Below are 20808 nucleotides of genomic sequence, written 5' to 3'. Positions count from 1 at the left end.
TCATGTCATACATGATGGAACAGGCGCCGCAGGGCGTAGACCCCCACATTCCCAACGCGGCGCGCATGTACGACTACTTCCTTGGCGGCAAGGACAATTTCCAGGCCGATCGGGATCTTGCCGACATGGTGCTGAAGGCGATGCCGGAGGTCCGCATCGGCACCAGGGAGAACCGGGCGTTGATCGGCCGTGTGGTGCAGTACCTGTGCGAGCAGGGCATCACCCAGTTTCTCGATCTCGGTTCCGGTCTGCCCGCGCAGGAGAACGTGCACGAGGTGGCCCACCGTTTCGCCCCTGAGGCCCGCGTGGTCTATGTGGACAACGACCCGGTGGTGGCCACGCATGGCAGGGCGTTGCTGGCCGATCCGAACCGGGTGGCCATGGTGCTGGGGGACGTGCGCAGACCCGGGGAGGTCCTGGCGGATCCCGAGGTGCGCGCGTTGCTGGACTTCGACCGCCCGGTGGCCGTGTTGATGATGTTCATCCTGCATCTCATCTCCGATGACGACAACCCGCAGGAGACGGTGGCCGGCTACCGCGACGCGCTCGTCTCCGGCAGCTATCTGGCGATCTCACATTCGACCAACGACGTGGGGAGCCAGAAGATCGACCGGGTCGTCGACTTCTACCGCAAGGCCAACGTGGCGTTCACGCCCAGGCCCGGCAAGGAGATCGGCGCCTTCTTCGGCGACTTCGAACTCATCCCGCCGGGCCTGGCCACGGGGCTGGGGCCGCATCTCGTCTGGCCGTTCATCGACCCCGGCACCCCGCTGTTCATCGACGATGAGATGGCCCGCATGGCCTACGCGGGCATCGGGCGCAAGCCCTAGACCGGCGTCATCTCCTTGGCCTCCGGCTCGGGCTTCTCGTTCTCGTCGTCCAGGAGCGTGGACTCGTCGAACGGCGCACGACCGGCGAGCACCTGTTCGGCGCGCTCCCGGTCGAACTCGCGCGTCCAGGTGCCGACGAGCACGGTGGCCACGGCGTTGCCCGCGAAGTTCGTCAGCGCCCTCGCCTCGGACATGAACCGGTCGATGCCCACGATGAGGCCGACGCCGTCGACCAGTTCCGGCCGGTGCGCCTGCAGACCGCCGGCCAGCGTGGCCAGCCCGGCGCCCGTCACGCCCGCCGCGCCCTTGGAGGCGATCATCATGAAGGCCAGCAGCGCGACCTGCTCGCCGAACTCCAGCGGCGCGCCCGTGGCCGTGGCGATGAACAGCGTGGCCATGGTCAGGTAGATCGCGGTGCCGTCGAGGTTGAACGAGTAGCCGGTCGGGACCGTGATGCCGGCCACGGTCCTGCTCACGCCCAGGTGCTCCATCTTGGCGATGAGCCGCGGCAGCGCCGTCTCCGAGGAGGAGGTGGACAGGATCAGCAGGAACTCCCTGCCCAGGTAGCGCAGCAGCGACCACAGGTTGATCCGGGCGATCAGCCACAACATGGGGCCGAGCACGAGGCCGACGAAGAGCAGGCAGGTGATGTAGAAGGCCAGCATGATGATGCCCAGGCTCTTGAGCGCCTCGATCCCGGTGGCGCCCACGACGGCGGCGATCGCGCCGAACGCGCCCACCGGCGCGGCCCACATGATCATGGCGAGGATGCGGAAGACCAGCCGCTGCATGTGCTCCACACCGCGCAGGATCGGCGCGCCCTTGGCGCCCATCGCCTGCAGCGCGAACCCGACCAGCAGCGCGACCAGCAGCGCCTGCAGCACCGAGCCGGCGGTCAGCGAGGACAGCAGCGTCTCGGGGATGATGCCGAGGATGAAGTCGACCGTGCCGCTCTCGGCGCCCTTGGCCGCCTCCGCCTCGGCCGCCTGACGTGCGGTGTCGGTGATCTGCAGCCCCTCGCCCGGGTGGATCACGTTGCCGACCAGCAGGCCGATGAGCAGGGCTACAGTGGACATGGCGATGAAATAGCCGAGCGCCAGGCCACCGACCTTGCCGACCTTGGCCGCTTGGCTGACCGAGCCGACACCGAGCACGATCGTGCAGAAGATGATCGGACCGATCACCATCTTGATCAGTGCGACGAATCCGGTGCCGAGCGGTTTCAGCTCTTTGCCCAGGTCAGGCCAGATGAAGCCGACCAGGATCCCGAGCAGCACCGCCACGATCACGGCCAGGTAGAGATATCGAGTTCGATCGCGCATGGGCGGTCTCCAGCGGTTATTGGAATTACCTTCTGGGTGCCCCACTATGCGGCTCACAGTGACGCAGGTCACCATTGAGTAAGTTTCGTTCACAGGAGAGATGACAGATGCGGCGCTGGAGCCTGGCAGGACAGATGCTGGTCCTGCAACTGCTCGTGCTCGCCGTCGCGGTGGCGGGCGGCGCGGTGCTCTCGCTGGTGCAGGCGCACGACCTGCTCACCCACGAGGCGCGCGGCAAGGCCAAGGCGGTCGCGGTGAGCGTGGCGGCCTCGCCCGACGTGCTGGACGCGCTGGGCGACCCCAACCCTACCGCGCGGCTGCAGCCGTTCGCCGAGCAGGTACGCCTCCAGACCGGCGTCGACTTCATCACCATCATGAAACCGGACGGCACCCGCTACACCCACCCCAACCCCGCCGAGATCGGCCGCCGTTTCCTCGGGCACACCGGCGACGCGCTGGCGGGCAGGACGTTCACCGAGACCTACACGGGCACGCTCGGCCCCTCCGAGCGGGCGGTCACCCCCGTCATGGACGGCGGCAGGGTCCGGGGGCTGGTCAGCGCGGGCATCACGATCGAGAAGATCAGCGCCATGCTGCGCGACCAGGTCGCCTGGGGCGGCCTGGTCGTCGCGCTCGCGCTGTCCGTGGGCGCGGCCGGGACATGGCTGGTCACGGCGCGGCTGCGCCGCCAGACCCACGGCCTGGGCCCGGTGGAGCTGGGCCGCATCCACGCCCACCACGACGCGGTCCTGCACGCCGTCAGGGAGGGCCTGCTGCTCGTCGGCACGGACGGCACGCTGACGCTGTGCAACGACGCCGCCAGGTCGCTGCTCGGCCTGCCCGCCGACGCCGAGGGCCGGCACGTGGCCGAGCTGGGCCTGGCCGACGTGCTGGCCGACGACGACGAACGCATCCACCTGGTCGGCGAGCGGGTGCTCGCGGTCAACAGCGCCGCCAGCAAGCTCGGCACCGTGGTGACCGTACGCGACCACACCGAGCTGCAGGCCCTGGCCGGGCAGCTCGACGCCGAGCGCGGCTTCGCCGACTCGCTGCGCTCGGCCGCGCACGAGGCCGCCAACCGCCTGCACACCGTCATCACGCTGGTGGAGCTGGGCCGCACCGAGCAGGCCGTGGCCCTCGGCACGGCCGAGCTGCGGGCCGCGCAGGAGCTGACCGACCGGGTGGTCGGCGCGGTGCGCGAGCCGGTGCTGGCCGCGCTGCTGCTGGGCAAGAGCGCCGAGGCGGCAGAACGCGGCGTCGAGCTGGTGATCAGCCAGGACAGCGAGCTCGACGACCTGGGCCTCGACCCGCGCGAGCTGGTCACGATCGTGGGCAACCTGATCGACAACGCGATCGACGCCGCCGGCCGCGTCGAGGTGCGCCTGGCCGCCGACCCCGAAGGAGTGACGATCCAGGTGGCCGACGACGGCCCGGGGCTGAACGACCCGGCGGCCTTCGCCAAGGGCTGGACGACCAAGGGCGACGGGCACGGGCTCGGGCTGGCCCTGGTGGGGCAGGCGGTGCGGCGGCTGGGCGGCGCCATCGACGTGGCCGGCTCGGTGTTCACCGTCCGGCTGCCCACAAGGGAGCCGGTGCGATGATCGCGACGACGATCTCTGTCCTCGTCGTCGAGGACGAGGAGATCACCGCCGAGGCCAACCGCATCTACGTCGACCGCGTCCCCGGCTTCGAGGTGGCCGGCGTGGTGCGCTCCGGCGGGGAGGCGCTGCGCTTCCTGCGCAGGCGGCCCGTGGACCTCATCCTGCTCGACCTCTACCTGCCCGACATGCACGGGCTGGAGGTGTGCAGGGCGGTGCGCGCGGGCGGGCTGATGTGCGACGTGATCGCGGTCACCTCCGCGCGCGACCTGGCCATGGTCCGTTCAGCGGTGTCGCTCGGAATCTCCCAGTACCTGCTCAAGCCGTTCACCTACGCGACACTCGCCGAAAAGCTCACGCGTTACGCCCGGTTCAAGGAGGAGGCGGGCCTGGCGGTCGGCCAGAGCGACGTGGACCGCGTCCTGGGCACCCTGCGGGGCAGCTCGGAGCTGCCCAAAGGCATGGCCCGCGACACCCTCGACACCATCGCGGCCGAGCTGCGCGGCAGACCCGAGGGCATGGCGGCGCAGGGTGTGGCGGACGCGATCGGAGTGTCGCGGGTGACGGCCCGCCGCTACCTGGAATACCTGGTCGAGCTGGGTGTGGCCGACCGCGTGCCGAGGTACGGCGGAGTGGGCCGGCCAGAGTTGCTCTACCGGATCCCCATGGAAAGTTAATGGTGGTGACGCTGGCTGTTCAATCCGGCCCTCTAGCTTCTGGGTGCATCCGATGCACTTAGGAGACACATCTTGCGAGTCCTGGCCATTGTTCCCGCCCGCGGAGGTTCGGCGGGCGTACCCCTGAAGAACCTCGCCCTGGTCGGGGGCGTCCCGCTCGTCACCCGCGCGGTGCGGGCCTGCCTGCGGGCCGAGCTCGTGGACCAGGTCGTGGTCAGCACCGACCACGCGGAGATCGCCGAAACCGCCAGGCAGGCGGGGGCGCTCGTCGTGGACCGTCCCGCCGAGCTGAGCGGCTCGACGGCCTCCAGCGAGTCCGCCGTGCTGCACGCGCTCGACAGCCTCGGCGAGGAGCCCGAGGTGGTCGTGCTCGTGCAGTGCACGAGCGCGTTCATCGACCCCGAGGACCTGTCGGCCGCCGTGCGCAAGGTGCTCGACGGCGAGGCCGACTCGGTCGTGTCGGGGCTGCCCACGCACGAGTTCCTCTGGACGGCCGCCGGCGGCGGGATCAACCACGACCCGGCCGTACGCCAGCGCCGCCAGGACCGCGAGCCGCAGTTCCGCGAGAACGGCGCCTTCTACGTCATGCGCGCCTCCGGCCTGCGCGAGCACGGCCACCGCTTCTTCGGCACGACGGCCGTCCAGCCGGTGCCGACCAAGCACGCCATCGAGATCGACGCCCCCGAGGACCTGGAGCTGGTGCGCGCGCTGGCCCCGTTCATCGACCGGCCCGAGCCCATCGACGTGGACGCCGTCATCACCGACTTCGACGGCGTGCACACCGACGACCGCGCCTACGTCGACTCCGACGGCCGCGAGATGGTGCTGGTCAGCCGCTCCGACGGGATGGGCGTGTCGCTGCTGCGCCGCTCCGGCGTCAAGGTCCTGATCATGTCCACCGAGCACAACCCGGTCGTGGCCGCCCGCGCCCGCAAGCTGGGCGTGCCCGTGCTGCAGGGCATCGCCGAGAAGCGGACCGTGCTGCGCGACTGGCTGGCCATCGAGGGCCTCGACCCGGCCCGCGTGGCCTACGTCGGCAACGACGTCAACGACCTGGGCCCGATGGGCGAGGTCGGCTGGCCGATCGCCACCCCCGACGCCCACCCCCGCGTGCGCGCCGCCGCCCGCGTGGTGCTGACCAGGCCCGGCGGGTCAGGTGCGGTGCGCGAGCTGTGCGACCGCGTCGTGGCCGCCCGCCCGCAGCTCACGGTCGCCGAGGGCAAGGAGCGCCCGAGGCTGGGCCCGGTCGCGATCGGCGACGTGCTGGTCGGCGACGGCGAGCCCGTTTACATGATCGGCGAGATCGGCATCAACCACAACGGCGACCTCGACATCGCCCGCCGGCTCATCGACGTGGCGGCCGACGCCGGCTGCCAGGCGGTCAAGTTCCAGAAGCGCACCCCCGCGATCTGCGTGCCCGAGGAGCAGAAGGGCCAGATCAGGCAGACGCCGTGGGGCGAGATGACCTACCTGGAGTACAAGGAGCGGACCGAGTTCGGCTACGACGAGTACCGGCAGATCGCGAAATACTGCGACGAGCGCGGCCTGCAGTGGTTCGCCTCGCCGTGGGATGTGCCCTCCGTGGAGTTCCTGGAGGAGATGGACGTCCTCGTCCACAAGATCGCCTCGGCCAGCGTCGCCGACCACGAGCTGCTGCGCGCCCTGGCCGCGACCGGCAAGCCGCTCATCCTCTCGACCGGGATGTCGACGCTGTCGGAGATCGACCAGGCCGTGGAGATCCTCGGCACCGATAGGCTGATCATGATGCACTCGACGTCCACCTACCCCTTGCCTCCCGAGGAGGCGAACCTGCGCACGATCACGACGCTCAAGGAGCGGTACGGCATCCCTGTCGGCTACTCCGGCCACGAGCGCGGCCTGCAGATCTCGCTGGCCGCGGTGACGCTCGGCGCGGTCTGCGTGGAGCGGCACATCACGCTCGACCGGACCATGTGGGGCTCCGACCACGCCGCCTCCCTGGAGCCGGCCGGGCTGGAGCACCTGGTACGCGACATCCGGATCATCGAGCAGGCCATGGGCGACGGCGTCAAGCGTGTCTTCCCCGGCGAGGAGGCCCCCAAGGCCCGCCTGCGCCGGGTGACCGTCTGACCGAGTCCGCACCAGGAGACCCCCCTTGATCACTCTCTCGGTCGTCGTGCCCGTGCGGGACGGCGAGCGCTTCATCGCCGACGCGCTCAGCTCACTGCGCCGCAACGCACGGCACGACTTCGAGTTCATCGTCGTCAACGACGGGTCCGTGGACGCCACAGGGGACATCATCGACGATTTCGCCGGTGATCTCCCCGGGCTGACCGTGTTGCGCAACCCCGCCCCCGTGGGGCTGGCCGACGCGCGCAACACGGGCCTGTCGGCCGCGTCCGGCCGATACGTGACCTTCATGGACGGCGACGACTGGCTCGCCCCCGGCTACCTCACGCAGCTCGTCGAGGCCATCGACGGGCTCGGCTGCGACTTCGTCCGCACCGACCACGTGCAGGTCGAGGGCCGAAAACGGGTCGTTCACCGCGCCCCGCTGGCGCGGCGGGGCGCGGTGCTCGACCCGCGCGAGGGCATCCTGCCCGCCGGCGTGCGGACCATGGTCGACTACCCGTACGCCTGGGCCGGGATCTACCGGCGTTCCCTGCGCGACCTGCTGCACTTTCCCGGGTCGCTGCACACCGCCGAGGACCGGCCGTGGATCTGGCGGCTGCACCGCGAGGCCGCCACGTTCGCGGCGGTGTCGCTGGCCGGGGTGTTCTACCGGCGCATGGTGTCAGGGTCGCTGACCCAGGTCGGCGACGAGCGCCAGCTTCACTTCTTCGATGCCTTCGAACTGGTGTTCAAGGATCTGGAACCGGAGTTCATGCCCAAGGCGGTGCGCAACTTCTGCGCGCTGCTGGCCCACCACCTGGAGATCGGCGACCGGTTCACCCCCGCGCTGCGCTCCCGCTTCGAGGAGCGCGGCGCGCAGATGGTGCGCGCCCTGCCCCCGGAGCTGGTCTCCGATTCGGTGGCGCGGATGTCCGTCGAGCGCGAGGCCGCACTGCGGACCCTGGTGCCCGACCTGCCCCCCAGCCCGCACGTCCGGGTCCGCCGCGACCGGGAGGAGTCCTAGGTGAAGGTCTTCTACGCCTCGACGCTGTTCGGGGCGATGTCGCTGGCAGCCGCCATCGACGACGGCCGCTTCGGCGAGGGCCGCCGGGTCCTCATCGTGTCGAACAACGCGGCCATCCCCGAGGTGGCCACGCCACTCGACCAGACGCCCGGCTTCGCCGTGCTGCGCTCCCGCTTCGAGCGGGTGCACTCGTGGAACGAGATCATCGCCCCGCTGCACCCCTCCGACTGGCGGGCGCGCGTCATCGAGGTGCCGATGATGGAGCGCCTGATCCGCTCCCACCTGGAGCTGGACGGCGTCGAGGAGCTGGTGCTCGAATCGATCGCGGTGCCGCCGGCGCGGACGATCGCCGGGCTGGTGCGCGACTGCCCGATCACCGTCTACTCCGACGGCCTGATGAGCTACGGGCCGACCCGCGACCCGCTGCCCGCCGAGATCTTCCGCCGCATCGAACGCCTGCTCCACCTCGACCTGGTGCCCGGCCTGACGCCGCTGCTGCTCAGCGAGTACGGCGTCGCGCCCGCCGTCCTGCCCGACGAACGATTCCTGTCGGTCGTGGACCAGGTCACCGCCACCGCCCCCGACATGCTCGCCGGCCGGGCCGTCATCCTCGGCCAGTACATGTCGGCCCTGGAGATCCTCACGCCGGAGGAGGAGGCGGGACTGCACGAGACGATGCTCAAGGCGCTGGCCGCCCGCGGTCTCACCGACGTCGTCTTCAAACCCCACCCGGCCGCCGGGCGCCGGCACGCCCAGCTCCTGCGGGCCTGCGCCGAGCGGCTCGGCGTCAAACTGTCGGTGGCCGGGGAGAGCGTCCCGGCCGAGGTGTGCTTCGCGGCGCTGCGGCCCGAGCTGGTCGTGGGCTGCTTCTCCACCGGGCTGGTGACCGCCCAGCGCTATTTCGGGCTCCAGGTCGCCTCCTACGGCACCGACGTGGTGCTGGAGCGGCTGACGCCGTACGAGAACAGCAACAGGATCCCGGTCACCATCGTCGACGCGCACCTGCCCCGCCTGACGGCCGAGGGTGTGATCGAACGGCCGCCGTCGGAGGATCTGCCCGAGCTGGTGCGGGCGGTGGGCTACTGCATGCAGGCCGACACGTATCCGGACCTGCGGCCTGACAGCATCACCTTCGATCGGCGCTACTTCAAGCGCAAGCGCCTGGAGACGCTGGGCTTCATCGACAAGCCGACCGCCCTGACCCGGCTCCGCCGCAAAATCCGCTCCGCCATCTGACCCCGTGCCCTCGGCCACCCCGAGGGCACCCTCCGCCCCAAGCGTCCCGACTTCTCCGGCGCCACCACCTGAACGGCCGGTCACCCCCGCAGGGGTGGCCGGCCGTTCAGGTGTCAGCCCAAAGCTTTGAGGTAGCGGCGCATGCGGCGTTTGGCGCGGTAGCCCGCGCGCAGCATCGACGGGTGGACCTCGACCCGGAGCCGGGCCCGCCGCCGGGCGGCCACGTGTTCCGGCCCGTCGAGCAGGGATTTGGCGGGCGTCCCCGGCCGGTCGCGCACCAGCCCCGCCATCAGCGCCGCCCAGTCGTTGCGTTCCACCGGGTGGAAGTAGTTGGCCGCGCACCAGACGGCCGACGCCGCGCGGAAGTCGCCCTCGGCGAGGTCGTCCAGGGTGCCCAGCAGGTCGCTGCCCTCGAACACCAGGTTGATCATCTCGGCGCTCACGCCGAAGTCGCTCAGCACCAGCGACGGCACGTCCAGCGCGATCGCCTCCAGCGCCGCCGTCGAGCTGACGGTGACGAACCCGGCCGCCCGTGCGAGCTGGTCGTGCATCGACCCGGCCTCGAAGGCGAGCCTGCCCGGCTCCCCCATCTCCCGCCACAGCCGCTGGAAGTGGTGGCGTTCGTTGTGCGTCTGCCGCTCGTCCTCCAGGGCCCGCAGCTTGACCACCACGTCGAGGTCGGGCCGGCGGCGGGCCAGGTCGGCCAGCGACAGCAGGATGCGCTCGCGCTGTTCGCGCTCGCGCGGCACCTTGGCCTGGGTGGCGAAGACGACCCGGTTCCCGCCGTGGGAGACGGCCTTCGGGCGCAGGAACGGCAGCCTGGCCAGGCCGACCTTCCCTCCCCCGCCGAGTTCGGAGGCGATGCGGGAGAACTCCTCCACCTCACGCTCGCTGTGCACCACAAACAGGTCGCATCCGCTGCGGAACAGCCACGCCTTCTCGGTCGCCGGCACCGAGATGCCCGGCAGCCCGCTGACGAACACCGGCCGCGGCTTCAGGCCCGCGAACACGTCGGCCACCAGCACGTCCACGACCGGGCCCGTGCAGGCCAGGAGGATCACGTCGGGCTGCGTGCGCTCGGCCGCCCGCCGCACCGAGCGGGCCGACATCACCGGCGGCGGCTCCCGGTCGCCGACGGCGGCGGCGATCTGCTCGGGCGAGGGCGCGATCGGGGTGCGCACCACCACCAGGTCGGTCACGCAACCTTCTGGCAGGTCGCCGAGCAGGCAGGACGCCCACTTCAAGTACGAGTCGGAGTCGGCGACGGCCAACACTTTCAACCGGATACTCCAGTCAGATGCGAGCGAAGGGCGGGAGCCGCCCTGCTTGTCCACCAGTCATCGGGAACGTCCACGGGCTCGACGGCGACACCGCGCGGGCTGAGCAGCACCCGCAGCGAGGTGATCGCGGTGGAGGGGAGGCTGATCACGCGCCGGCCGGCGTCGAGGCCGCGCAGGGTCAGCTCGGCGGGCACGCCCGCGTCGTGGACGGTGATGCCGGGCTGTTCCCGGATCAGCGCCACGTCCACGGGGTCCTCGCGGCGGTGCGGGTAGTAGGCCAGCGGCTCCCGGGCGGCCAGGTCGGTCAGCCAGCGCAGGTAGCGGTCGCGGTGCACCAGGCCGTTGCGCACGAGGGAGGTGCCCAGGACGACCGTGCGCTCGGAGGGGCCCTCGGCGCTGGGCGGCTGGGCGCGCAGCCAGGCGAAGTCGTGGCGGACGAGGTCGACGCCGACGCGGCGCACGGCGTCCTCGAGCTCCTGGCTGACCTGCAGGGCGGTGAAGACCGACACCTTGCTCAGGCGCAGCCGCAGCGCGGCGGCCACGCCCAGCGCGGCGCGCGCCTTGGCCGGTGTGGCGCGGGCGCGCAGCAGCGGCCGGAACGGCCCGGCGGCCAGCAGTTCCAGCAGCCGGATCGTGGCCAGCCCGTCGTCCACGATGACGATGCGGCCGGGGCTGGAGATCAGCCAGCGCAGCTGCACCTTGCCGGAGAACGCGTCTCCGACGGCCTGCACGCTCCGGGGCATGCGCTCGCGCGGTTCGGCCAGCTCAAGCCCGTCGGGCAGCCCGAGCGAGCGCAGCTCGCGGCGGGTGGCCTTCAGCGGCCGCAGGCCCGCGCGCGGCACGACGGTCGTCTCGGGTCCCAGCAGTCCGGCATGGTGAGCCTCGACGGCGCACAGCATCTGGAGCGGGGACTCCACCCAGGCCGACGCCTGTTCGACCACTCGTTGCCCTCCCAGCCAGGTGATGGCCCGTTCATGACCGCTTCAAGCTAGCCCCGCCGCCTTACGCCCTCAGAAACGCTGCGTGAACAATGGAAGGTATGAATTCGCTGTTGCTCAACACCGATGGCGTGCAGATCCCGCAGCTCGGCTACGGAGTCTGGCAGATCCCCGCCGACGAGACGGAACAGGCCGTACGGACCGCACTGACGGTGGGTTACCGGCACGTGGACACGGCCGCCGCCTACGGCAACGAGGAGGGCGTCGGACGGGCCGTGCGCGCCGCGGAGCGGCCTCGTCACAAACTGTTCGTCACGACCAAGCTGTGGAACGCCGACCACGACCGCGCGGAGGCCGCCTTCGAGGAGAGCCTGTCCAGGCTGGGCCTCGATTACATAGATCTTTTCCTCATCCACTGGCCCGTGCCGCAGCAGGACAAGTACGTGCGGGCGTGGAAGGCGCTGGAGAAGATCTACCGAAGCGGGCGGGCCAAGGCCATCGGCACCGCGAACTTCACCGTCCCGGCCCTGATCAGACTGATGGATGAGACCGACATCACACCGTCCATCAACCAGATCGAGCTCCATCCGTACCTGCAGCAGCGGGAGATGCGGCGCTTCCACGAGGCCAACGGCATCCTGACCGAGGCGTGGAGCCCGCTCGGGCACGGCAAGGGGCTGCTGGCGGACCCGGCGCTGGCGGTGCTGTCGGACAAGCACGGCAAGACGCCCGCGCAGATCGTGCTCCGCTGGCACCTGCAGCTCGGCAACGTCGTCATTCCCAAGTCCGTGACGCCGGCGCGGATCGCCGAGAACTTCGACGTGTTCGACTTCGTCCTCGACCACGAGGACCTGGCCGCCATCGGCGCGATGAACAAGGGACTGCGCACCGGGCCCGACCCCGAGACGTTCAACATGACCTGATGGGGCTACGATCTCCCTGGTGCGGGATTTCACGTGGGGAATAGCGGCGACAGGCACCATCGCGCGGACCGTGGGCGCGGCCATCGTGGCGGAGCCGGGCATGCGGGTGGCTGCCGTCGGCTCCAGGAACCTGGGCCGGGCGCAGGACCTGGCGGCGAGGCTGGGCGCTGAGTCGGCGTACGACTCCTATGAGCGGCTGTGCGCCGATCCGGCCGTGGACGCGATCTACGTGGCGACCCCGCACGCCCAGCACCTGCAGGTCGCCGAGGCGGCCATCGCCGCGGGCAAGGCCGTGTTGTGCGAGAAGCCGCTGGCCGCCACCGTGGACGACGCGGAGAAGATGGTGCGCCTGGCGCGCGAGGCGGGCGTGTTCCTGATGGAAGCCATGTGGATGCGGTTCAATCCGCTCATTCAGATGGTGGCGGCCGATCCGCGTTTCGGGGAGATCCGCTCGATCCATGCCAGTTTCGGCTTCGCCCGTCCCTACGATCCCGTGCACCGGCTGTGGGCGCCCGAGCTGGGCGGCGGGGCCCTGCTGGACCTGGGGATCTACCCGTTCGGCCTGGCCCAGCTCCTCCTGGGCATGCCCTCCGGCCTGCGGGTCACCGGGGCTTTGGCGCCCAACGGGGTGGATGCGGAGGCGGGCGGGGTGCTGCTCTACCCGGGCGGCAGGAAGGCTCTGGTGGAAACCTCGTTGCTCGGGAATTACCCCAACGATGCCAGTGTTGTGGGTACCGAGATGCGCGCGGACATTCTGGCCCCGTTCTGGGCCCCGCAGCGGATTCTCCTCACCGGGCCGTCCATGGAGCCGGAGGAGCATGTGCTCGATCCGGCCGACAACGGATACGCCGGGGAGCTCCGCGAGGTCCGTGACGCGACTGCCGACGGCCGGACGGAAAGCTCGATCATGCCGCTGGATGAATCCCTTGCCATGATGGAGCTGCTGGCCGAGGCGCGCAGGCAACTTGCCTGAGCTGGGCTTTATGGACTTGTAATCCTCTTGCCTCATGTATTACTTTGTGGGCATCTCGTGATAAATGTCCGGTTTGTCCGGCAATGTCCAACCATCGCGTGACACATCGCAGGATCGTCCTGTGACCGCTGAATCCGCCCCTGGGCGGAACCGGGGACCCATGTCCTTTGGGGTGAATCGGCACTCCGGTGCCGTAGGGCAGCTTCCACGCCCGAACCCGTCAGCTAACCCGGTAAGCGGCATGGAAGCAAGGAGTAACCCCCTCGATGGCCAAGCATCTGTTCAACGTCTCGAAGAGCAACATCGCTCGCGCCGCGATCGGCGCGACCATCGCCGCCTCCGCCCTGGTCGGACACGCTGTGACGGCCGACGCGGACTCTGCCACCGGCGTAGCCGCGGCCACCGGCGCCCGGCACCCCGACACCGCCCTCGCCGCCCACGAGGCAGGCGCCAAGTCGGAAACCAAGATCAACGTCACCGCCGACCAGGTTCTGGCGCTCGCCAAGGCCCAGGTCGGCACCTCGGAGAACGCCTACGGCGGCGGCACCCCGTACCAGAAGTGGTACGCCGCCTCGGAGCGGGCCGCCGAGACCATCGCCCGTGACGGCGGCAGCCGCGCCGGGTACCTGAATGCCGCCTGGTGCTCGATGTTCATCTCCTGGGTCGGCGACCAGACCGGCGCCCGCCCGCAGATCGGCTGGGACGCCTGGACCGTCGCCCACGCCAAGTGGTTCGCCGGCAACCACCGCTTCGGCGACGCGCCCAAGCCCGGCGCCGTGGTGTTCTTCTCCTGGAGCGGCAGCAAGAGCCTCGACGACATCCAGCACGTCGGATTCGTCGAGAAGGACAACAAGAACGGCACCATCTCCACGGTCGAGGGCAACACCGGCAACGGCAAGGTCGAGGAGCGGGTCCGTCCGAAGTGGCAGGTCGTCGGCTACGGCTACCCCGAGTACCGCGCCTGACCTCCCGCGGTCGGCTGACGGAACGAGCGCGCGTCCCCCGCACGGGGCGCGCGCTCTTTCGTATCCGGAAATATCCAACCATGGACGTCCTTCCGGGCCGGGCCGCGACCTTCCGGGCCGGGCGGGTCAGCGGGTGGTGCCGTCCATGAGGGCCAGGTAGCCGTCCTCCAGGGTCGGCTCCGCGGGCAGGGCGTCCGGGGCCGGGGGCGTGGCGGCCACCACGCGGTAACGCATGCCCGCCCCCTCCGGCAGCATCGACACGACCCGCCCGGCGGCCGGCGCCGCCCCCGGCGTGGTGACCGTCCACACCCGGCCGTCGGCGCGGGCGAGCAGCTCGCTCACCGTCCCCCGGAACGCCAGCCGTCCCTTCGCCAGCACCGCCAGCGACTGGCACGTCTGCGCCACGTCGTCCACGATGTGCGTGCTCAGCAGGACCGTACGATCTCCCGCCAGCCTCGACAGCAACATCCGGAACCGGATCCGCTCCTCCGGATCGAGCCCGGTCGTCGGCTCGTCCACGACCAGCAGCCGCGGATCGGCCAGCAGCGCCTGCGCGATGCCGACCCGCCGCAACATCCCCCCGGAGAACCCCTTCAGCTTGCGGTCGGCCACCTCCGACAGCGCCACCACCTCCAGCAGTTCGCTGATCCTGCGCCGTCGCGCCGAGCGCTCGTGCAGCCCCTTGAGCAGCGCGATGTAGTCCAGGAACCGCCGCGCGGTCAGGTCCGGGTAAACACCGAGGTCCTGGGGCAGGTAGCCGAGCGTCCGCTGCACGGCCAGCCGACCGTCGGCGGTCGCCAGGTCGTGGCCGCCGATGACCACCCGGCCCGAGGTCGGCTTCAGCAGCCCGGCCAGGATGCGCATGAACGTGGTCTTGCCCGCGCCGTTCGAGCCCAGCAGGCCGTACATGCCGGTCGGGATCTCCAGGGTCAGGCCGTCCAGCGCGCGGACGCCGCCCTTGTAGATCTTGGTCAGGCCGGAGACGTCGATGCGCATGTCAGGACTCGCTTCTGGAGGCGTGGAGACAGAGGAGGAACAGCATGACCGCCGAGAGCGCGATCATCACGCCGATCCACAAAACGGCGGTGCCCGGGGAGGACGCGGGGCGCAGGAAGTCGAACACGGCGGGCGGGCCGGGACCGTAGTCGACCGTGGGCGGAGCCAGCAGCCCATTTCTGACGTAGTCACCGGTCGCGTCGAAGATCGTTTGCGAGATGGTCGGCATCATTCCCTTGGGGATGAGGTTGCCCCAGAACCAGTACGCGACGAACAGCACCCGGAAGACCATCGGCGGCACCAGCAGCGGCCCCGCGAACGCCAGCGCGCCCAGGAAGGCCAGCCCCGGCACGATCGAGGCCGTGAAGTTCAGCGTCGCCCACCACAGCGCCGACGGCTGCCCCTCCATGACCACGAAGAGCAGCGCCCGCCCGAAGTAGGCCACCGCGAACGGCACCGCCGTGGCCGCGCACGCGCCCGCGTACGCGCCCATCAGGCGCGCCGTGGAGTTCGTCGGAGTCGCGGCCAGGATCGGCTCCACTCGCAGCACCCGATCGCGTACCGGCCGGTCGGCCAGCATGCAACCGTAGACGAGGGGCAGCAGGCTCGTCAGGAGCCGCGCCGCGGTGGCCATCCCCTGCCACGGCTCCTGTCCATCGTCGTAGCCCATATCCAGCGTCCAGAACGGCGGCATGGCCGCGGTGACCGCGAAGGCCAGGCCGTACATGATCCACAACGACCGGCGGCGCACCTGCATGCCGAACGCGTACCGGAACGTGGCGATCACTCGGCGCCCCCCAGCAGCCACCACGCCGCCGTGCCGCGCAGGGCCACCGATCCGAGGAAGCCCAGTGCCGCCAGGCACACCATCGGTGCCGGCCAGACGAGTTGGCCCACCACGCCGCTGTAGGCGAACGTCCACCACCCGCTCACCATCAGCACCGCCGGCACCATGAGCGCGCACAGCCCGGCGCGCCGTGCCCCGTGCCGCCAGAGATCCACGGGTTTCACGACGGGTGAGTAGCGCCCGAGCGCCGGATGGGTTCACCCCGGCCCGCGAGCACGATCGCGGCCGCTCCCAGCAGCGCGGCCAGCGCGAGCGTCCACGGCCCGCTTGTCCAGACGAGCCGGTACGCGGGCGGCACCGGAATGTCCGTGACCGCCAGCGCGGACAGGCTCCAGGCCGCCAGCGCCACCCCGATCGCCCCTCCGGGATTCCAGCACACCGACAACAGCAGGCTCAGCCCGGCCAGCAGCGCCATCGGCCCCAGCCAGAGCGCCACCAACTCGGTCAGCCCGAGCAGCGATATCCCGGACACCGCCAGCAACCCTGAGGCCAGCAGCGCCAGCGCCAAGTCGTATCCGAGGACCAGCGTCGCCCGCGCGAGCAGCAGCACGCGCGGCGAGGTCGGCGTCGCGGCGACCACCTCGAACGCCCTGTCGCGCTCCGGCCCATACAGCCCCGCCACGCCGATCCCCGCGACCAGCGGCGCCGCCAGCCCGAGCAGCGTCTGGGGAAACATCCCCCTGAACACGCTGAACCCGGCGCACGCCGCCATGACCGCGAAGGACGCCGCCCACACCCCCGGATGCAGCAGCCGCGCCTCCGTCAGCAGCAGCTGCCACGCCCGCTGCGGCGCCGGCACCGCGTGGGCCCGCACGTCGCCCAGCCCGCCCTCGGCCGCCGACGCGGCCAGCACCTCCCGAATGATCCGCTCCGCGGGCGGCGGCTCCGGCCGATCGTTCATCCCAGCACCTCCTTCAGCCCACCAGATCGTCCATCTCAGCGTCTCCGCGAGCCCGCAGATCGGTCACTTCAGCGCGTCCCTGAGCCCGCAGATCGGTCACCTCAGCACCTCCCTGAGCCGCGTCCGCGCCAGGTGCAGGCGGCTCTTCACCGTGCCGACGGGGATCCCCAGCATCGCGGCGACCTCCTGGTGTGAGCGATCCTCCAGGAAGTGCAGCACCACGACGTCCCGCTGCGCCGGCGGCAGCCGCGACAGCGCCGCCTCCAGGAAGTCGCCGCCGACGGCCAGCTCCTCCGGCCCCGGCAGCCCGTCGGCCCGCTCATACGGCTCGGCGGCGGCCGGCGGCGGTGTGCCGCGTAACCGGTTGTGCGCCTGCCTGCGCGCGATCCCGAACAGCCACGTGCTCACGCTCGACCGCCCCTGGAACGACCCGGCGGAACGCCACACGGCCAGCAGCGTGTCCTGGAGGATCTCCTCGGCCGTCCCCCTGTCGCCGGCCAGGCGGAGCAGGAAGGCGAACAGCGGCTCGGCGTAGCGCTCGTACAGGTCGCTCAGCGCACCCGTGTCGCCGTCGGACACCCTGGACAGAGTGCGCACATCCGGATCGATCCCCTTCATCGCCATGTTCGTAGCAGCGGGAAGCCCTTGTGGTTCACCACTCCAGGAAGAAATCCGCCGGGCGCGCGGGGCGACCGCAGCTCATCGGCTCTGGGGCGAGGGCCTTTACAAAGTAGATCTATATTCTGTGCGTTAGATTTCCGGAGATATGTCGATCCGGCGGCCGGTCGTTCGACGCGTTGGCGAGACAGACGAACGGAGCCGAAGGGAAAACCGATGAAATTCATGATCGTGGGCAAGGCCAGCCCGGAGACCGAGGCCGGAGCGCTGCCCAGCCAGGAGCTCGTCGACAACATGCAGGCATACAACGAGTCGCTGGCCAAGGCGGGAGTGCTGCTGGCGGCCGAAGGGCTCTACCCGAGCTCGCACGGGGCCCAGATCGCCTACAGCGGCGGCAAGGCGAGCGTCATCGACGGGCCGTTCGCAGAGGCCAAGGAGCTGATCGCCGGGTTCTGGCTGATCCAGGTGAAGTCGCGGGAAGAGGCCATCGAGTGGGCCCTGCGGCTGCCGGTCCCGCCCGGTCACGACGGGATCGGGCTGGACGTGTGGCAGGTGTTCGACGCCTCGGACCTGCCCGATGACTCGATGACGCCCGAGGCCAGAAAGCGCGAGGAGGCACTGCGCGACCGCCTCGGCGTCGACCCCGCATCCTGACGCGACCGGCGCCCTCCCGGCACGTTTGTCCAGGACAGACGACCTTTCTGACGTGGCCGGCCAGACCCACGGCCCTTGAATGTGCGCGAGGTTCAAGGGGCCGTACTGGTGGAAGGCCGATCAGGAATCTGTGGTCGCCTCCCATAGCGCGGACAGCGGGAGGGCGCGCATTCGGTCGCCGAAAGGGAGCGCTTCCTGACCCGCGTAGAGGACGAATCCGGCGATGAGACGGTCACCGAGTTTACGGGCCAGGTGCTGGAGCCCCCTGAAGTCATCGGCGCGAACGGTCTCCGCCGCCTTCACTTCGATCCCGACGACTTCGCCGGAGGCCCGTTCCAGGATGCCGTCCACTTCGACGTTGTCGCGGTCGCGGTAGTGGTAGAGGCGCACAGGTTCCTCCGACCACGTCAACTGACGGGCCAGCTCGCCGAGGGCGAAATTCTCCAGCAGCGGCCCGATGGGCGCCGTTACGTCGGTCGTCCGGGCCGGGGTGAGACCGGCGAGGTGCGCTCCCAGCCCGGAGTCGACCACGAGAAGCTTGGGCGTCGCGACGGCGCGCGTGGTCGCGTTGGACGACCAAGCCGGAATCCGCCTGATGACGTAAACAAGGTCGAGCAGGTCGAGGTATCGCTTCACAGTATTGCGAGGCAGTCCGAGGTCGCGGCCGATGTTGTCGATCACCGCCAGTCCGCCCATCCGCCCGCAAAGGACGTTGAGCAGGCGTCGCATGTCGGCGGGGCGCTCGATGTCGGACACCTGCTTCACGTCCCGATTGATCAAATCGGAGATGTAGGACTCGAAGAAGCGTGCCCTCCTCCGATATGCAGGGCGGTGGACCGCCTCTGGATAGCCGCCCCTAAGCGCCCGGTCCAGATAGTCGGCCCGGCGCAACGGAGATCTCGCAATCTTGAGATCAGGACCGCTTCGGAACGCCGCGTCGATGAATTCGTCGGCACTCCGCTCGATCTCCCCCTGAGACAGTGGCCACAGTTCGATTGTCTCCGATCGGCCGGGAAGGGCGTCCGGAAGATCTCGGAGGTCAAGCAGCCGGGCAGAGCCCGTCAGCAGAAAGCGCCCAGGCCGTGGATCGGCATCTACTTCGCGCTTGATCGAGAGCAGCAGGTCGGGCACACGCTGGATCTCATCGATGAGAAGGAGCCCATCATGGTGCACGATCCCGTCGGGATCGCGCCGTGCTGCAGCACGTACGGCCGCCTGATCCAAATATATCTCGCGTGCCCCTGGCGTCCTTCGCACAATTGACTGAGCCAGCGTGCTCTTGCCGACCTGCCGAGCACCATTGATCACCACCACACGGGTGTCGGCGAGCGCCTCGACCGCCATGCTTTCCGCGCGCCGAGGGAAGAGGGTCAGCTCATCGATATCCACAAGCTCAGGATAAGCGCGCCCGCCCCGCCGCGTGGCAGATTTGCCGCACTATGTATGGCAGATCTGCCGAAGGGGCGGCGGCAGATTTGCCGCACCGTCCGTGGCAGATCTGCCGTACCAAATCAACGCACCGACCAGGCCGATCAGAGCGACGAGCATTGCCTCGGGGCGGGATCGTCGCCGGCGAACACGTGCCGAAGTTTCGCGAGGTCACTGCCGCATGCAGGGCATCGAACAGCCACAAGTCGTCACCCCCCGAGTTGCCAGGGCGGATGTCGTGCTGTTGTCATGGGCCGGTGATGACTTCCGACACACACCGTGCGATCGAGGCGGTATGGCGGATCGAGGCGGCCCGGCTCATCGCCGGGCTCGCCGGGCTGGTGCGCGACGTCGGCCTGGCCGAGGAGCTGGCGCAGGACGCGCTGGTCGCCGCCCTGGAGCAGTGGCCCGAGTCGGGGGTTCCGCGCAACCCGGGCGCCTGGTTGATGACGGTGAGCAAGCGCCGCGCCATCGACATGATCCGCAGGAACGAGCGCCTGGCGCACAACCTCGTCGAGCTCGGCCACCGGCTCGAGAACGAGGAGGAGCCGCCTGAGGTCGACGAGATCGAGGACGACCTGCTGCGGCTGGTGTTCACGGCCTGCCATCCGGCGTTGTCCATGGAGGCGCGGGTGGCGTTGACGCTGCGTGTGCTCGGCGGGCTGACCACCGACGAGATCGCGCGGGCGTTCCTGGTGTCGGAGCCGACGGTGGCGCAGCGGATCGTCCGGGCCAAGCGCACCCTGGCCGACGGGCGCATCCCGTTCGAGGTGCCGCAGGGCGCCGAGCTGGCGGAGCGGCTGGCGTCCGTGCTGGAGGTCATCTACCTCGTCTTCAACGAGGGTTACTCGGCGACGGCCGGCGACGACTGGATGCGGCCCGCGCTGTGCGAGGACGCGCTCAGGCTGGGCCGCGTGCTGGCGGGCCTGATGCCGAAGGAGCCCGAGGTGCACGGCCTGGTCGCGCTCATGGAGTTGCACGCGTCCAGGTCGGCGGCCAGGGTGGGCCCGTCGGGCGAGCCGATCCTGCTCCTGGAGCAGAACCGCGCCCGCTGGGACCGCCTCCTCATCGGCCGCGGCCTGGCCGCGCTCGACCGGGCCGAGCAGCTCGGTGGCACTCCCGGCCCGTACGCCCTGCAGGCGGCCATCGCCGCCTGCCACGCCCGCGCGCTGGACCCGGACGACACCGATTGGGTGCGTATCGCGGGCCTGTACGAGTCGCTGGCCAAGCTGTCCCGCTCCCCCATCGTCGAGCTGAACCGGTCGGTTGCGCTGTCGATGGCGTACGGCCCCGCGGCCGGGCTCCAGCTCCTCGACCAGATCGTGGACGAGCCGTCGCTCAAGGGCTACCACCTGCTGCCGAGTGTGCGCGGCGACCTGCTGTTCAAGCTGGGACGGCTGGAGGAGGCCCGCGCCGAGTTCGAGCGGGCGGCGGCGATGACCCGCAACAGCCGCGAACGCGCCCTCCTGGAGGAACGCGCCGCCGCCTGCTGAGCCCCCTCCCGCCG

General features: G+C 70.3%; 19 protein-coding genes, 1 pseudogene and 1 riboswitch. Of the genes and pseudogenes, 11 read left to right on the top strand and 9 right to left on the bottom strand.

From position 1 onward, the window contains the following. Nucleotides 1–11: 11 nt before the first annotated feature. On the top strand, nt 12–830 hold the full coding sequence (locus tag ACFOY2_RS16280) for an SAM-dependent methyltransferase (protein WP_379528856.1): 819 nt from the start codon (nt 12–14) through the stop codon (nt 828–830). On the opposite strand, the gene ACFOY2_RS16275 is transcribed toward ACFOY2_RS16280, so the two are convergent. After that, entirely contained in the window at nt 827–2152 is a 1326-nt protein-coding gene (locus ACFOY2_RS16275; protein WP_379528855.1) for a cation:dicarboxylate symporter family transporter, read from the bottom strand. The genes ACFOY2_RS16280 and ACFOY2_RS16275 overlap by 4 nt on opposite strands. A gap of 107 nt (nt 2153–2259) precedes the next feature. Here ACFOY2_RS16275 and ACFOY2_RS16270 point away from each other — a divergent pair, with 107 nt between their 5' ends. From ACFOY2_RS16270 to ACFOY2_RS16250, 5 genes are all read left to right on the top strand, one after another. Next, entirely contained in the window at nt 2260–3753 is a 1494-nt protein-coding gene (locus tag ACFOY2_RS16270) for a sensor histidine kinase (RefSeq protein WP_379528854.1), read from the top strand. Then, complete coding sequence (locus tag ACFOY2_RS16265; protein ID WP_379528853.1) at nt 3750–4427, top strand: response regulator; 678 nt, start codon at nt 3750–3752, stop codon at nt 4425–4427. Before ACFOY2_RS16270 ends, ACFOY2_RS16265 begins: the two co-directional genes overlap by 4 nt. 72 nt (nt 4428–4499) lie before the next feature. Then, nucleotides 4500–6536, top strand: coding sequence for an N-acetylneuraminate synthase family protein (locus tag ACFOY2_RS16260; RefSeq protein ID WP_379528852.1), 2037 nt, complete (start codon nt 4500–4502; stop codon nt 6534–6536). Nucleotides 6537–6561: 25 nt separating this feature from the next. Further along, nucleotides 6562–7542 (top strand): glycosyltransferase family 2 protein, encoded by a 981-nt coding sequence (locus ACFOY2_RS16255; RefSeq protein ID WP_357810017.1) that lies wholly within the window; start codon nt 6562–6564, stop codon nt 7540–7542. Further along, on the top strand, nt 7543–8778 hold the full coding sequence (locus ACFOY2_RS16250; RefSeq protein WP_379528851.1) for a polysialyltransferase family glycosyltransferase: 1236 nt from the start codon (nt 7543–7545) through the stop codon (nt 8776–8778). Between the two features lie 113 nt (nt 8779–8891). On the opposite strand, the gene ACFOY2_RS16245 is transcribed toward ACFOY2_RS16250, so the two are convergent. Both ACFOY2_RS16245 and ACFOY2_RS16240 read right to left on the bottom strand, forming a co-directional pair. Beyond that, on the bottom strand, nt 8892–10052 hold the full coding sequence (locus ACFOY2_RS16245; RefSeq protein ID WP_379529013.1) for a DUF6716 putative glycosyltransferase: 1161 nt from the start codon (nt 10050–10052) through the stop codon (nt 8892–8894). Nucleotides 10053–10054: 2 nt separating this feature from the next. Continuing rightward, nucleotides 10055–10999 (bottom strand): hypothetical protein, encoded by a 945-nt coding sequence (locus ACFOY2_RS16240; protein WP_379528850.1) that lies wholly within the window; start codon nt 10997–10999, stop codon nt 10055–10057. A gap of 98 nt (nt 11000–11097) precedes the next feature. Here ACFOY2_RS16240 and ACFOY2_RS16235 point away from each other — a divergent pair, with 98 nt between their 5' ends. From ACFOY2_RS16235 to ACFOY2_RS16225, 3 genes are all read left to right on the top strand, one after another. Continuing rightward, the gene (locus ACFOY2_RS16235; protein WP_379528849.1) at nt 11098–11919 is read left to right on the top strand and encodes an aldo/keto reductase; all 822 of its coding nucleotides are present in this window, start codon (nt 11098–11100) and stop codon (nt 11917–11919) included. A gap of 19 nt (nt 11920–11938) precedes the next feature. After that, complete coding sequence (locus tag ACFOY2_RS16230) at nt 11939–12892, top strand: Gfo/Idh/MocA family protein (protein WP_379528848.1); 954 nt, start codon at nt 11939–11941, stop codon at nt 12890–12892. A 116-nt stretch (nt 12893–13008) separates the two neighbouring features. Further along, a riboswitch (cyclic di-AMP (ydaO/yuaA leader) is annotated at nt 13009–13146 on the top strand. A gap of 12 nt (nt 13147–13158) precedes the next feature. After that, nucleotides 13159–13857 carry a CHAP domain-containing protein gene (locus ACFOY2_RS16225; protein WP_379528847.1) on the top strand — a complete coding sequence of 233 codons (699 nt, stop codon included), beginning with the start codon at nt 13159–13161 and terminating at the stop codon, nt 13855–13857. Nucleotides 13858–13983: 126 nt separating this feature from the next. Here ACFOY2_RS16225 and ACFOY2_RS16220 read toward each other — a convergent pair whose 3' ends face one another. The 5 genes from ACFOY2_RS16220 to ACFOY2_RS16200 all read right to left on the bottom strand — a co-directional run bounded on the left by ACFOY2_RS16220 (nt 13984) and on the right by ACFOY2_RS16200 (nt 17219). After that, nucleotides 13984–14853, bottom strand: coding sequence for an ABC transporter ATP-binding protein (locus ACFOY2_RS16220; RefSeq protein WP_379528846.1), 870 nt, complete (start codon nt 14851–14853; stop codon nt 13984–13986). A gap of 1 nt (nt 14854) precedes the next feature. Further along, the gene (locus ACFOY2_RS16215; RefSeq protein WP_379528845.1) at nt 14855–15640 is read right to left on the bottom strand and encodes a hypothetical protein; all 786 of its coding nucleotides are present in this window, start codon (nt 15638–15640) and stop codon (nt 14855–14857) included. Then, on the bottom strand, nt 15637–15864 hold the full coding sequence (locus tag ACFOY2_RS16210) for a hypothetical protein (RefSeq protein WP_379528844.1): 228 nt from the start codon (nt 15862–15864) through the stop codon (nt 15637–15639). Before ACFOY2_RS16210 ends, ACFOY2_RS16215 begins: the two co-directional genes overlap by 4 nt. Further along, nucleotides 15861–16601, bottom strand: a complete 741-nt coding sequence (locus ACFOY2_RS16205; RefSeq protein WP_379528843.1) for a hypothetical protein — start codon at nt 16599–16601, stop codon at nt 15861–15863. Before ACFOY2_RS16205 ends, ACFOY2_RS16210 begins: the two co-directional genes overlap by 4 nt. 96 nt (nt 16602–16697) lie before the next feature. After that, nucleotides 16698–17219 (bottom strand): RNA polymerase sigma factor, encoded by a 522-nt coding sequence (locus tag ACFOY2_RS16200; RefSeq protein WP_379528842.1) that lies wholly within the window; start codon nt 17217–17219, stop codon nt 16698–16700. A 216-nt stretch (nt 17220–17435) separates the two neighbouring features. Between ACFOY2_RS16200 and ACFOY2_RS16195 the strand changes: the two genes are divergently transcribed. Continuing rightward, entirely contained in the window at nt 17436–17873 is a 438-nt protein-coding gene (locus ACFOY2_RS16195; RefSeq protein ID WP_379528841.1) for a YciI family protein, read from the top strand. A 306-nt stretch (nt 17874–18179) separates the two neighbouring features. Here the strand turns inward: ACFOY2_RS16195 and ACFOY2_RS16190 are convergent. Continuing rightward, nucleotides 18180–19217 (bottom strand): annotated as a pseudogene (locus ACFOY2_RS16190) (ATP-binding protein); the annotation flags it as partial. A 344-nt stretch (nt 19218–19561) separates the two neighbouring features. Between ACFOY2_RS16190 and ACFOY2_RS16185 the strand changes: the two are divergent. Then, on the top strand, nt 19562–20794 hold the full coding sequence (locus ACFOY2_RS16185; RefSeq protein WP_379528840.1) for an RNA polymerase sigma factor: 1233 nt from the start codon (nt 19562–19564) through the stop codon (nt 20792–20794). Nucleotides 20795–20808 lie beyond the last annotated feature (14 nt).

Origin of the sequence: Nonomuraea purpurea (assembly GCF_042650645.1) — a bacterium.
Classification (GTDB): domain Bacteria; phylum Actinomycetota; class Actinomycetes; order Streptosporangiales; family Streptosporangiaceae; genus Nonomuraea; species Nonomuraea purpurea.
Note: the sequence above shows the minus strand (reverse complement) of the source record. Positions and strands in the feature narration are given on the sequence as shown.

Coding starts and splice junctions, on each gene's coding strand:
- ACFOY2_RS16280 (WP_379528856.1), top strand. CDS start 12: ATGATGGAACAGGCGCCGCAGGGCGTAGACCCCCACATTCCCAACGCG.
- ACFOY2_RS16275 (WP_379528855.1), bottom strand. CDS start 2,152: ATGCGCGATCGAACTCGATATCTCTACCTGGCCGTGATCGTGGCGGTG.
- ACFOY2_RS16270 (WP_379528854.1), top strand. CDS start 2,260: ATGCGGCGCTGGAGCCTGGCAGGACAGATGCTGGTCCTGCAACTGCTC.
- ACFOY2_RS16265 (WP_379528853.1), top strand. CDS start 3,750: ATGATCGCGACGACGATCTCTGTCCTCGTCGTCGAGGACGAGGAGATC.
- ACFOY2_RS16235 (WP_379528849.1), top strand. CDS start 11,098: ATGAATTCGCTGTTGCTCAACACCGATGGCGTGCAGATCCCGCAGCTC.
- ACFOY2_RS16225 (WP_379528847.1), top strand. CDS start 13,159: ATGGCCAAGCATCTGTTCAACGTCTCGAAGAGCAACATCGCTCGCGCC.
- ACFOY2_RS16220 (WP_379528846.1), bottom strand. CDS start 14,853: ATGCGCATCGACGTCTCCGGCCTGACCAAGATCTACAAGGGCGGCGTC.
- ACFOY2_RS16205 (WP_379528843.1), bottom strand. CDS start 16,601: ATGAACGATCGGCCGGAGCCGCCGCCCGCGGAGCGGATCATTCGGGAG.
- ACFOY2_RS16200 (WP_379528842.1), bottom strand. CDS start 17,219: ATGAAGGGGATCGATCCGGATGTGCGCACTCTGTCCAGGGTGTCCGAC.
- ACFOY2_RS16195 (WP_379528841.1), top strand. CDS start 17,436: ATGAAATTCATGATCGTGGGCAAGGCCAGCCCGGAGACCGAGGCCGGA.
- ACFOY2_RS16185 (WP_379528840.1), top strand. CDS start 19,562: ATGACTTCCGACACACACCGTGCGATCGAGGCGGTATGGCGGATCGAG.